General features: G+C 29.1%; 12 protein-coding genes and 1 pseudogene. 8 read left to right on the top strand and 5 right to left on the bottom strand.

Annotated features, from left to right (window positions below; all coding sequences use genetic code 11):
* Positions 1-46: 46 nt before the first annotated feature.
* The gene (locus HGI79_RS11955; RefSeq protein ID WP_185650913.1) at positions 47-757 is read right to left on the bottom strand and encodes a TerC family protein; all 711 of its coding nucleotides are present in this window, start codon (positions 755-757) and stop codon (positions 47-49) included.
* A 406-nt stretch (positions 758-1163) separates the two neighbouring features.
* On the opposite strand from HGI79_RS11955, the gene HGI79_RS11960 reads away from it, so the two are divergent.
* From HGI79_RS11960 to mnmA, 5 genes are all read left to right on the top strand, one after another.
* Positions 1164-1529, top strand: coding sequence for a response regulator (locus tag HGI79_RS11960; RefSeq protein ID WP_185650914.1), 366 nt, complete (start codon positions 1164-1166; stop codon positions 1527-1529).
* A gap of 128 nt (positions 1530-1657) precedes the next feature.
* Positions 1658-2596: an AEC family transporter gene (locus HGI79_RS11965; protein WP_185650915.1), complete on the top strand. Its 939-nt coding sequence runs from the start codon at positions 1658-1660 to the stop codon at positions 2594-2596.
* A gap of 148 nt (positions 2597-2744) precedes the next feature.
* Positions 2745-3173: a hypothetical protein gene (locus HGI79_RS11970; protein ID WP_185650916.1), complete on the top strand. Its 429-nt coding sequence runs from the start codon at positions 2745-2747 to the stop codon at positions 3171-3173.
* A gap of 290 nt (positions 3174-3463) precedes the next feature.
* The gene (gene nifS / locus HGI79_RS11975) at positions 3464-4612 is read left to right on the top strand and encodes a cysteine desulfurase NifS (protein WP_185650931.1); all 1149 of its coding nucleotides are present in this window, start codon (positions 3464-3466) and stop codon (positions 4610-4612) included.
* 607 nt (positions 4613-5219) lie between these two features.
* Entirely contained in the window at positions 5220-6296 is a 1077-nt protein-coding gene (mnmA, locus tag HGI79_RS11980; RefSeq protein WP_185650917.1) for a tRNA 2-thiouridine(34) synthase MnmA, read from the top strand.
* A 90-nt stretch (positions 6297-6386) separates the two neighbouring features.
* Here the strand turns inward: mnmA and HGI79_RS11985 are convergent, their stop codons facing one another.
* The 3 genes and pseudogenes from HGI79_RS11985 to HGI79_RS11995 form a co-directional block, all read right to left on the bottom strand.
* Complete coding sequence (locus tag HGI79_RS11985; RefSeq protein WP_185650918.1) at positions 6387-7979, bottom strand: glycine betaine ABC transporter substrate-binding protein; 1593 nt, start codon at positions 7977-7979, stop codon at positions 6387-6389.
* On the bottom strand, positions 7979-8167 hold the full coding sequence (locus HGI79_RS23695) for a CBS domain-containing protein (RefSeq protein WP_395939539.1): 189 nt from the start codon (positions 8165-8167) through the stop codon (positions 7979-7981). The genes HGI79_RS11985 and HGI79_RS23695 overlap by 1 nt, the downstream gene beginning before the upstream one ends.
* A gap of 51 nt (positions 8168-8218) precedes the next feature.
* Positions 8219-9375, bottom strand: a pseudogene (locus tag HGI79_RS11995) (betaine/proline/choline family ABC transporter ATP-binding protein); the annotation flags it as partial.
* Between the two features lie 228 nt (positions 9376-9603).
* On the opposite strand from HGI79_RS11995, the gene HGI79_RS12000 reads away from it, so the two are divergent.
* Both HGI79_RS12000 and HGI79_RS12005 read left to right on the top strand, forming a co-directional pair.
* Entirely contained in the window at positions 9604-10227 is a 624-nt protein-coding gene (locus HGI79_RS12000) for a TrkA C-terminal domain-containing protein (RefSeq protein ID WP_185650921.1), read from the top strand.
* Between the two features lie 65 nt (positions 10228-10292).
* Complete coding sequence (locus HGI79_RS12005; protein WP_185650922.1) at positions 10293-10826, top strand: 2'-5' RNA ligase family protein; 534 nt, start codon at positions 10293-10295, stop codon at positions 10824-10826.
* Between the two features lie 448 nt (positions 10827-11274).
* Here HGI79_RS12005 and HGI79_RS12010 read toward each other — a convergent pair whose 3' ends face one another.
* Positions 11275-11595 carry a hypothetical protein gene (locus HGI79_RS12010; protein ID WP_185650923.1) on the bottom strand — a complete coding sequence of 107 codons (321 nt, stop codon included), beginning with the start codon at positions 11593-11595 and terminating at the stop codon, positions 11275-11277.
* 326 nt (positions 11596-11921) lie between these two features.
* On the opposite strand from HGI79_RS12010, the gene HGI79_RS12015 reads away from it, so the two are divergent.
* Positions 11922-12270, top strand: a 349-nt coding sequence (locus HGI79_RS12015) for a hypothetical protein (RefSeq protein WP_207725770.1), incomplete at its 3' end; no start/stop codon positions are given.

Consider the following 12270-nt stretch of genomic DNA (forward strand, 5'->3'; position numbering starts at 1 on the left):
GAAATAATTCACTTTAGTGACTTATTTCCTTTGATTTTATAAGTGTCTATATCTTATAATGATTCTTTCTAAACTCTTTAAAGCTGTAGCTTATAGATCTATTTGCTACAAATATACCGTATAGTAATGTAATTAAAGTCGCAATATAAGGAATAATTAGTGCTATAATATCGGGTATAATTGGAAGTAATAGGTTGTCTTCTAACACCATTTTAAAAGAAGTGTGTGCAAGAACTGCAGCACCTATATATGTAGTAATAGGATATCTATTCATAAGTTTAGCTACATATCGACTACCAAAGAATATAATAGGTATATTTATTACAAGGCCAAAAACTATAAGAAGCATATTACCGTGAGCAGCCCCAGCTATGGCAAGCACGTTATCTAGACTCATGGTTATATCTGCAATTATTATACTCCATATTGCACCCATAAATTTATTTGAACCCTTTATGTCTGTATTTTCTTTTTCAGGTTCATGTTTTATAAAGTTCCATGTAATTTTAATCAATAATATGCCACCTACTAATTTAATAGGTAACCACTCTATCATTAGTATATAGGTTATTAAGCATGCAAATATGATTCTCAAGAGAACAGCAGCAAAAACTCCTATAGCAGAGGCTCTTTTTGCGTATTTTTCAGGTAATTTTCTTGTTGCTAGAGCAATTATACCAATGTTATCACCACTAAGCACTATATCTAAAAGTGTTATTTGTGCAGCTCCTAAAATATAAGTAGTTAAGTTATCCATGAAATTACTCCTTTTTATTTTTTTAAAATATAGTATATTTATAGTTAATATTTTATCATATTATGGTAAAAAATCAAAATATATTTGTTTTTATTATTATATTAAATAGTTATTTATACCTTTATTATATTAGTGCAATACTATTTATATAACTAATATTGTTAATATCCAATTTTAAAAATATAAAATACTTAAGTTTTTACTACAATGTTATTTGCTATAAGTTTATTAGTTATAAGTAAAATAATATTTGAAAAAAATTATAGAATATTTTAAAATTAAATTATAAAGTTTATTAAATTAATGTATAGAAATCATAATTACGCTAATGCAAATTTAATATAATGTAATTTATTATATAGTTAATATATTTATTTAAATAAAGGTAGAGGAGAATAAGTTTAACATGAAAGTACTAGTTGTAGATGATTCAAAGTTTATGAGGAACATTATCATAGACATATTCAATAAAAATAATATTAGTGTAGTAGGAGAAGCATCAAATGGTAGGGAAGCAATAAAAAAATATATTGAACTTAATCCTGAAATAGTAACTATGGATTTGACAATGGAAGAAACAGACGGAATAACTGCAATAGAAGAAATTATAAAATTAGATGCTAAAGCATATATTATAGCATGCTCTGCTATGGGACAACAGACTATAATTAGAGAAGCAATTGTAGCTGGTGCTAAGGGGTTTGTAGTAAAACCTTTTGAAGATGAAGACTTAATTAGAGAAGTTAGAAAATACCAGCAGTTAAAAGAATAATCTCAAAGGACTGCTATAAAATGCAGTCTTTTGAGATTATTTTTTATTAAATAAATATCATTCTGGGAATTCTTTTAATTTTCCAAAATATAAGCAATAATATAATGGACAAGAATAGGAGTGATAAAATGACGGTTTTTAATGCTTTAGGTAGTGTATTAAGTATAGTAATAATGATTTTATTTGGATATGTTCTTACGTATAGAGGGTGGTTTGATGAGAAGAGTTCTAAAGTATTTTCAAGATTAGTATGTAATTTAGCACTACCTTGCTTAATGATATCTAATTTAACCGAAAACTTTAATAAAGAAAAATTGAGCCATCTGGGAAAAGGACTAATTATTCCTTTTGTGTCAATGGCTATTTGCTATATTGTTAGTATAGTAGTTTCTAAAGTTATTAAGGTAAAGAAAGGGCGCATTGGTACTTTTAAGTCAATGTTTTTCGTATCTAACTCTATATTTATTGGATTGCCTATAAATATGGCCTTATTTGGAGAAAACAGTATACCTTATGTTTTACTGTACTATATTGCAAATACTACTTTATTTTGGACAATAGGAAGTTATGGAATAAGTAAAGATGGAGATACTAATCCAGATAACTTATTTTCAAAAGACACACTGATGAGAATAATATCACCGCCATTAATGGGTTTTTTAGCGGGGATAGTGCTAATACTTTTAAATATTCATTTGCCTAAATTCATTCTAGATACATGCAGATATTTTGGTAACTTAACTACACCTATTTCTATGATTTTTATAGGTATAACTATTTATTCAGTTGATATAAAAAAGTTAACGTTAACTATTGACATGATAGCTATACTCTTAGGAAGATTTTTTGTTTCTCCAATCCTCATACTGGTAATTGCACAATTTGTTGAGGTGCCTCTACTTATGAAAAAAGTATTTGTTATCCAAGCTTCTATGCCTGTTATGACTAACACAGCTATAGTAGCCAAGAACTCTAATGCCGACTACGAATATGCAACTATAATGACGGTTATAACAACTATATGCAGTTTGGTATTTGTTCCAATTTATATGTGGTTATTAGGATAAGTATAGTGTAGGGTTCCGCAGTGGAAACTTAGATATAAGAAAAAAAGTTAAACTAGTTATTATAAATAAAATTAATTTAATATATGAAACTGTAGTACAATAATATATTATTATCACCATAAATTTCAAATAGAAGGGGACTTGATATATGGATGCGAAAATTAAAATTCAAGTATTTGGTAAAAAAGATCATCCAATGCCTATAAAAAGTTGTAATTGTAGCAAAAAAAAGAACAGCTCTAGTGGATGCAGCAAATGCAGTGGTCATAAATGTGCCTCAGCTGTATCAAATAGTAGTTGCTGTTCTAATTCCAATAATAAAACATGTGAAACTATGGAAGAGGGTTTTTACGAATTTAAAAACTCTCTTTTAAGTAGTGATATTAAGAATAATATAGTTGTTGAGTTTATAGATATAGAAAGCTTAGAGTTTCAAAGCAATTATACTAGAGTTCATGAATTAATAGATAAAGGGTTTGATTTACCTATCATTGTTATAGACCAAATAATAAGGTATTATGGTGGTATATCTGCAATGTTAGTTTATAAGGATGTAAAAGAGTTAATTGAATTATAATTTATATTTAGTTGTATATATTCTGTGAGTTATAATATGGGTACTTAACTTAGAAAAAGTTTATATTTAATTTATGATATTATTAAATGTATTTAATTTACTATAGTACCATAATTGTAATACAATATTGACAAATTAATTTTTTAAAAATAGAATATATATCATACCATATTACTCAGAATTTTATTTTATAAAATTTGGTAATGGGAAAAACAAATCTGGATTAAGTTTAAATTTATAATATTTATTATAATTATAGAGGGGCGATTAATTTGGAAAGAGAAATTTATATGGATTATGCAGCAACCACATTTATAAAACCAGCTGTATTGGAAGAAATGTATCCATATCTTACAAAATATTATGGGAATCCTTCATCGGTATATCATATATCTAGAAAGACTAAAATGGCCATCGATACTGCAAGAGAGAGAGTAGCTAAAGCTATAGGTGCTAGACGCGACGAGATATTCTTTACTGCAGGCGGTTCGGAAGCAGATAACTGGGCAATAAAAGGAGCTGCTTTTGCACTTAAAGCTAAGGGAAATCATATTATTACAAGCAGTATTGAACATCATGCAGTTATGCATACTTGCCAATACTTAGAGAAGCAAGGGTTTGATATTACATATCTCCCTGTAGATAAGTACGGTTTTATAAATCTTAATGATTTACAAAAGGCAATAACTGATAAAACTATACTTGTATCAATAATGTTTGCTAACAATGAAATCGGTACTATTGAACCTATACAAGAAATAGGCAACATATGCAGAGAAAAGAAGGTTTTGTTTCACACTGACGCTGTTCAAGCTGTCGGGAATATACCTATTGATGTTAACGACATGAATATAGATTTACTTTCAATGTCTTCTCATAAATTTTATGGGCCTAAAGGTGTAGGAGCTCTTTTTATAAGGAAGGGATCATTAATAGACAGCTTAGTACACGGCGGTGCACAAGAAAGAGCTAGGAGAGCTGGCACAGAAAATGTTCCAGGAATTGTCGGTATGGGTAAGGCAATAGAATTAGCTGTTGCTAATTTAGAAAAAGAAAGTTCAAGGCTTGTTATATTGAGAGATAAGTTAATTGAAGGACTGCTTAAAGTACCAGGGACTAAATTAAATGGACCTGTTGGTGAAAAAAGGTTGCCAGGTAATATAAATGTAAGTTTTGAATCTATAGAAGGTGAGGCTCTTATTATAAACCTGGATACTTTAGGTATATGTGCTTCTACTGGAAGTGCATGTTCTGCAGGAGCCATTGAAGCTTCTCATGTATTAACTTCCATTGGCTTATCCAAGGAATTGGCTAAAGCATCTCTAAGACTATCTATAGGATCAAGCACAACGGAGGATGAGATTGATTATCTAATTCAGGTTATACCAGATATTATAGATAAATTGAGAAAAATTCATTTACAATGGAAGAATAGTTAAATTTTATGGTGGAATCCTATATAGATAAACAACCTAGAAACTTGGCTTGATCCCGTGATATGCTGTCAGTTCTTCGGCACCATAAATACTTTTTTATGAGTCTAAAGCTCGAACTTTATAAAAACCTAAGAACTTTTGATAAACTCGCTACTCTCAAACAATCTAAAGTTCTAAGATTTTTATAAAGTTCTTCGCTAAGACTCACTAAAAAAGTATTTAAATATACCTTCAGAACTGACAACATATCCCTATGTATAAATCGAATTTCCAAGTTGTTTATCTATATAGATAGTCACAAATTAAATTTAACTTATACGTAGGAATATGCTGCCAAAACTGAAGGCACATTTAAAAACTTTTTTTGTCAGTCTTAGTTCGCGTTTTTAGAAAATCTTAGAGCCTTATATATGTTTGAGCATAGCGAGTTTATATAAGGTTCTTAGATTTTCAAAAACACGAACTTTAGACTGACTAAAAGTTTTTAACGTGCCAAAGTTTGGCAGCATATTCCGAAGTATAAGTTAAATTTCGGACGTGACTATCTATATATATATTGATAAACAAGTTTTAAGGAATATATAAATACAATATTAGAAAGAGTGATAGAATGAAGAAAAAAGTTGTAGTAGGTATGAGTGGGGGAGTAGATAGTTCAGTTGCTGCTTATCTTTTAAAAGAGCAAGGATATGAGGTTATAGGGGTTACTATGCAAGTATGGCAAGAAGATGAAGAGTACGAGGCAAATGAGGGCGGATGCTGCTCTTTAAGTGCTGTTGAAGATGCTAGAAGAGTTGCTGACAAATTAGATATTCCATTTTATGTGCTGAATTTTAAGGATGTTTTCAAAAAAAATGTTATAGATTATTTTATAGATGAATATATGGAGGGAAGAACTCCTAACCCATGTATAGCTTGCAATAAATTTATAAAATTTGACGCCCTACTAAAAAAAGCAATGGATTTAGGTGCAGATTATGTAGCTACAGGTCATTATGCTACAATAGAAAAATCAAATGATAGATATATTCTAAAAAGATCTGAGGATGATAAAAAAGACCAAACTTATGCACTATATAATTTTACTCAATTCCAATTAGCACATACACTTATGCCTTGCGGTGCATACAAAAAAGAAAAAATTAGAGAAATTGCTAAAGAAATAGGACTGTTAGTTCATAATAAGAAAGATAGTGAAGAAATTTGTTTTATACCAGATAACGACCATGGAAAGTATATAAAGAAACAAGTGCCTAGTAAAGTAAGAGAAGGTTTTTTTGTTGACAAAAAAGGTAATGTTTTAGGGAAACATAAAGGTATAGTGTATTATACTATAGGTCAAAGAAAAGGACTGGGGATAGCCTTTGGCACTCCAATGTATGTTACTGATATTAATCCTTTAACAAATACAGTGGTTCTTGGTAGTGAAGAGGATATTTTTAAAACTGAATTAATAGCCAAAGATATTAATTTTATACCTTTTGATAAGCTAAATCAAACTCTTGAAGTGCAAGCCAAAATAAGATATTCAGCTAAGCCTTCTAAAGCCTTTATAACTCCTTTAGAAGATGGAAGAGTAAAGGTAGAGTTTGAAGCAAAACAAAGAGCAATAACTAAAGGACAGTCTGTAGTATTTTATGACAATGATATCCTCGTTGGTGGCGGTGTTATTAACGAGATAATTTAAGCATACAAATCTAAGTTAAATTTTAAGTCCATATTTATATAACAATAAAGAGCATTATAAAATATTATAATGCTCTTTATTGTTATAAGTTTAGTTAATTAAGTCTTTTGATTTCAAGAACTCTTCAGCCACTTTTTGAGGATCTGCACCGTTGTCTACTTTATAATTTAATTTTCTCATTTCATCTTCTGAAATTTTACCAGCTAACTTTGATAACAAAGGTTTTAATTCTGGATATTTTTCTAAGGTATCTTCTCTAACTAATGGAACAGCATAATATGGTGGAAAGAAGTTTTTATCATCTTTCAATAATTTTAAATTAAACTTTTCTATGAGCCCATCTGTAGAGAAGGCATCTGTTACTTGAGTAGCATTTTGTTCAAGAGAAGAGTATCTTAAACCACCATCAATACCTTTTACACTTTTAAAATTTAAATTATAAGCTTCTTTTAGTTTTGGATAACCATCGGGTCTATTGGTAAATTCCATAGTAGATCCTAGGTTCAAATTATTACTAACAGCTGAAAGGTCAGAAATATTATTAAGATTGTATTTTTTTGCAGTTTCTTGCTTTACAGCTATGACATAAGTATTGTTAAAACCTAAAGGATCCAGCCAAGCTATTTTGTAATTTTTATGAAAATAATCTTTAACTATATTATATACTTTATTAGAATCACTAATTGTATCTTGTTTCATTATATTTACTAAGCCAGTTCCTGTGTAATCTACATACATATCTACATCTCCAGATTTTATAGCATCAAAGACTATATTAGTTCCGCCTAAATTTAGCTTTCTTTCTACTTTATAGTCTGTATTATTTTCTATTAATGATGCTAATATGTTTCCAAGTATTAACTGTTCATTAAAATTTTTGGAACCTATAACTATTACATTAGATTCTTTTTTATAAGTAGCAAAGGCTCCAATAGATATAACTATTAATAATAAACATGCTACTAAAATTTTTGATTTTTTAGATTTGAAAAGTTTTCTTTTTTTTCTAGAGTTTGAAGTATTGCTACTAATTTTTATTCCTGTTGGTATAACTACTTTTTCTACTTTACCAATAACAAAATCTATAGCAAGTGCTAATAAGCAAGCAGGTATGGCTCCAGCTAAAATCATATGATTATTAACAGTTTGTACACCTGAAAATACTAAATAACCTAGTCCGCCAGCACCTATAAAAGCCGCTATAGTCATCAATCCTACAGCTGTTACTGCAGATATTCTTATACCTGACATAATAACAGGTAGCGCTAAGGGAAGTTGTATCTTAGTTAAAATTTCTGATTGAGTAAGCCCTATACCTTCAGCAGCTTCTATAGTTGATGTATTTATATTTGTTAGCCCAGTAAAAGTGTTTTTTATAATAGGGAGTAGGGAGTATAATACAACCATTGTAATAGCTGGTTTACTACCTATACCTAAAACTGGTATTAAAAAACCCAGTAAAGCTAAACTTGGAACAGATTGTATAATGTTCGATAGTCCTATCACTGTAGTAGATAGTTTTTTTACTCTTGCTATTAAAATACCAAGAGGTACTCCTAATACAACGGATATTAAAACAGCTAAGATAGTTAGCTCAATATGTTGGAAAAACAGTGTACTAATTTGTGATTTTCTTTCAATAGTAAATTTTATAAATTCATGTACATTGTTAAGAAGATTCATTATATTGTTACCTCCCTATCTATAAACTGATTGCTAAGAACAGAAAGTAAACTACTCCTAGTAATTAAACCTACTAAATTTAGGTCTTTATCTGTTACAGGCACATATCCTATATTCTCTTTGTTCATTATTTCTAAGACATTTATTATAGTATCATCATCTTTAATTGAGATTACGTTATTTTCCATTATGTCTCTCAATTTTATGTTTTTATCAGCACTTTTTCTGATATCTTTCAATGTTACCAATCCTTTTAATTTATTACTCTCATCAACAATGAGTAAGCTATCAACATGATTAGTTTGCATTATTTGAACTGCTTGAAGAGATGTCCTCTCAGCACTAGTTTTTATAGGATCTTTTATCATTATATCCTTTACTTTTATAAGTTCTGGTTGAGTCCAAATCATATTTTTACCAATAAATTCTTTTACAAATTCATTAGCAGGATTTTTTAATATATTTTCTGGTGTATCAAATTGTACTACGTTTCCATTCTGCATTATACAAATTCTATCTGCTAATTTTATTGCTTCATCCATATCATGAGTAAGCTATCAACATGATTAGTTTGCATTATTTGAACTGCTTGAAGAGATGTCCTCTCAGCACTAGTTTTTATAGGATCTTTTATCATTATATCCTTTACTTTTATAAGTTCTGGTTGAGTCCAAATCATATTTTTACCAATAAATTCTTTTACAAATTCATTAGCAGGATTTTTTAATATATTTTCTGGTGTATCAAATTGTACTACGTTTCCATTCTGCATTATACAAATTCTATCTGCTAATTTTATTGCTTCATCCATATCATGAGTTACAAATATGATGGTTTTCTTTAACTCTTGCTGTATATTAAACACCTGATCTTGTAATTGACTTCTAGTTATAGGATCCAGAGCGCTGAAGGGTTCGTCCATTAATATAATTTCTGGATTCATCATAAAAGCTCTAGCTATACCAATTCTTTGTTGCTGTCCACCACTTAATTCATTGGGATATTTATCCAAGTATTCCTCGGGATTTAAATCCACTAAGTTCAATAGTTCATAACATCTTTTCCTGATTTCTTCCTCTGTCCACTTTTCCAAAGAAGCTATTAGTGAAATATTTTCTCCTATAGTCATATGAGGAAAAAGGCCAGTTTGTTGTATAACGTATCCTATATTTCTTCTAAGCTTAATCGTATCTTCAGTTAAAATATTTTTTTCATTAACTAAAATCTCACCAGAGGTTGGAGCAATAAGCTTATTAATCATTTTTAAAGTAGTAGTTTTACCGCATCCACTTCTTCCTACAAATGCTACTAATTCCCCTTTTTTTATGCTTATATTCATATCCTTTAATATTAGCTTATCTTTAAAGTTTTTTTTAACATTTCTAAATTCTATCATAAGATGCCTCCTTGACATATAATTCAACTTTCTAATAATTATGCAAACAACAACTTGATTATAATATAAAGTTGTTTGATAGTAACAACTTCAATATAACACAAAGTTGTCACTCTGTAAAGTTTTCTTGATTTTTTCTGTATAAATAATTAAAATAATGATTGATTAGTATTGAATATATCTCTGTTATATGAGAAAAATATACTTGTAAAGTTAGGAGACTTATATATGTCAAATGAAACTATAACCAAACCAGTTTACCAGCAAATAGCTATTGATATAGCTAATAGAATAATATCAGGAGCATTACCAGTAGGAACTAAATTACATGGGAGATCTACTTTAGCTAGCCACTATAATGTTTCTCCCGAAACTATAAGACGATCTGTAATTTTGCTAAATGATATGGGCATAGTAGAAGTGAGTAAAGGCAGTGGTATTGTTGTTAAATCCGTAGATAAATGTATAAATTTTATTGATAAATTTAAAGACTTAGATTCAATAAGTTCTTTAAAAAAAGAAATATCTGATCTTGTAACAGAAAGACGTAACATAGAAAATAAATTGGAGTTAGCAATTGATAAATTAAAGGATTATTCAAATCGGTTTAACAGCACTAACCCTTTTGTTCCTTTTGAATTCCAAATAGTCAAAGGATCAAGTCTCATAGGAAAAACCACCTCAGAGGTGAAATTTTGGCAGAATACTGGTGCTACTATTATAGCAATAAGACGTAATAACCAACTGGTGTTGTCACCTGGTCCTTATGCAGTCTTTAATGAAAATGATGTTTTTATAGCAATAGGAGACGAAAATGCATATTTAAGGATTAAAAAATTTATGCAAGAATAGTAACCGAAAATATTTTCAGTTTATTACTTAAATACTGTCTAAATTCTTTTAGGAGTTGATAGTTATTGAATAGATATGTAATAGTTTGTGATTTAAAAGGAGTGGCCTCAAATTTTCATAATAAAATTACTGAAGATGTTTGTTCTAGGTTTAATAAGAAGAGACAAAAATTACCAGCGCATATTACCTTAAAAGCGCCTTTTGAAACAGATAAAATTTATGAATTAATACCTGTACTAGAGAAATTTGCAAATAAATACATAGCAGCACCTATTGAAATTAAAGGGTATGGTAAGTTTAGACAGGATGTAATTTATATGAACGTAAAAGTATCAGAGGAAACTAAAAAAATGCATGATGACCTTTTCGATGAACTAAATAAAATTCCTTGGATAAGTTTTAAAAAAAATGAGGGAAAAGATAGAGTATTCCATTGTACAATAGTATCTAAGAGTATAGGAGATAAATTTTATGAAATATGGGACTATTTAAACCAATTTCCCTGTGATTTTCATGAAATGTTTAATAACATATCTTTATATGAATGGAAAGACAATACTTGGGTAATTTATAAAGTTTTTAAGCTTAAAAACTTATAAATAAGAGGTTTTGTCAAAAGTTAAGGTACGTGTAGAATTTTTTAGATCACATTTATAATTAGACTCAATATATAGATACCCACGCCCGAAATTTAACTTATACTCCGGAATATGCTACCAAACTTCAGCACCTTAAAAACTTTTAATTAGTCTAAAGTTCGTGTTTATGAAAATCTAAGAAGCTTTGATAAACTCGTACCTCAAACATATCAAAACTTCTAAGATTTTCAAAAACACTTCACTAAGACTAATAAAAAAGTTTTTAAAAGTGCCATCAGTTTTGGCAGCATATTCCTACGTATAAGTTAAATTTAAGCTGTGGGTATCTATAATAAAAACACTATGAAAGTTTATTGAAATTCAATAAACTAATAGTGTTTTTATTTAATTATAAAAGATTATTAATAAATCCTCATATAAAAGTGTATTTTGGGGCAGTACCTTGTTGTTAGTTTATGTTATTAGGAATTACTGTTAGTTTGAAATTAAATTGTGAAACATAACTCGGAGCACTAAAAAACCAATAAAGTAGTGATGTTGTTGGATATGAGGTTATCATAAAATAAACCATTTTGCCGCAAGAGTCGGGTAAATTAGGATTATCAGCAACATAAAAGCTTTTGATAAGTTGACAATTTTCTATCTTTTGAAAAGAAGGACCTGATAAATGCTCAGAGGCAGAAGTGTTATACGGAATTTCAACAATGAATGTTTCGTATATAGACAAGACTATATCTTTGCCATGGTCTATATTAGTAATAACTCTCATTAGTAGTAACCTCCTCATAATATATACTATATTATAGATTATATTAATGAAAAAGGTTCGCTTTTATCATTACATTTACTCTATACTATAAAGTGAAACTTTACTCAGGTGGAGTTTTGACTCCATCTGAGTATTAGTTGAACGAATCCAGAGCGTAGCAGCCGTTGACTCTCCGCTTGTAGAAGCGGGAGTCTTACGGATGGTAGCTAATGGATAAATTACTGCCATTAATATACTAGCAAAAATTCAATATCGTAACAGATTGTAGTATATCTTCATATTATAAATTAGTTATAGCACTAGTAGCAATTTGTGGGGGATTTAATTTGGCTAATTATTATAATGATATGGATAAATTTAAGGATCTTTTTTTATACCTTTTTCCTAAGTATATAGATAATATAGACAAAATAAATTTCTTAGGAACAGACTACATAAATAATAATTCAAAGTCAACAGATGGAAATCTTAAAAAAGATGTAGTAAATACCACACAAAGTGTTCCAAAAGCTAGTGTTAATGGAAACCCTCAGAAAAGTGATAAAACTACTACATCAGATAAAGTGAATACTCCTAAAGCAAATACTCCTAGCAGTAGTAAACCTACAACTAACTCCAATTCTAAAACAAATGATAATAAGTTAGGAGGAGGAGGTAATACTGCAAAGCTCAGTG

It is taken from the genome of Clostridium sp. DJ247 (assembly GCF_014231265.1).

What these genes read in the sequence shown, in the direction of transcription:
- nifS (WP_185650931.1), top strand. Translation starts at nt 3,464, where the DNA reads ATGGATTATGCAGCAACCACATTTATAAAACCAGCTGTATTGGAAGAA.
- HGI79_RS11965 (WP_185650915.1), top strand. Translation starts at nt 1,658, where the DNA reads ATGACGGTTTTTAATGCTTTAGGTAGTGTATTAAGTATAGTAATAATG.
- mnmA (WP_185650917.1), top strand. Translation starts at nt 5,220, where the DNA reads ATGAAGAAAAAAGTTGTAGTAGGTATGAGTGGGGGAGTAGATAGTTCA.
- HGI79_RS12000 (WP_185650921.1), top strand. Translation starts at nt 9,604, where the DNA reads ATGTCAAATGAAACTATAACCAAACCAGTTTACCAGCAAATAGCTATT.
- HGI79_RS11970 (WP_185650916.1), top strand. Translation starts at nt 2,745, where the DNA reads ATGGATGCGAAAATTAAAATTCAAGTATTTGGTAAAAAAGATCATCCA.
- HGI79_RS12010 (WP_185650923.1), bottom strand. Translation starts at nt 11,595, where the DNA reads ATGAGAGTTATTACTAATATAGACCATGGCAAAGATATAGTCTTGTCT.
- HGI79_RS11985 (WP_185650918.1), bottom strand. Translation starts at nt 7,979, where the DNA reads ATGAATCTTCTTAACAATGTACATGAATTTATAAAATTTACTATTGAA.
- HGI79_RS23695 (WP_395939539.1), bottom strand. Translation starts at nt 8,167, where the DNA reads ATGGAAAATAACGTAATCTCAATTAAAGATGATGATACTATAATAAAT.
- HGI79_RS11955 (WP_185650913.1), bottom strand. Translation starts at nt 757, where the DNA reads ATGGATAACTTAACTACTTATATTTTAGGAGCTGCACAAATAACACTT.
- HGI79_RS11960 (WP_185650914.1), top strand. Translation starts at nt 1,164, where the DNA reads ATGAAAGTACTAGTTGTAGATGATTCAAAGTTTATGAGGAACATTATC.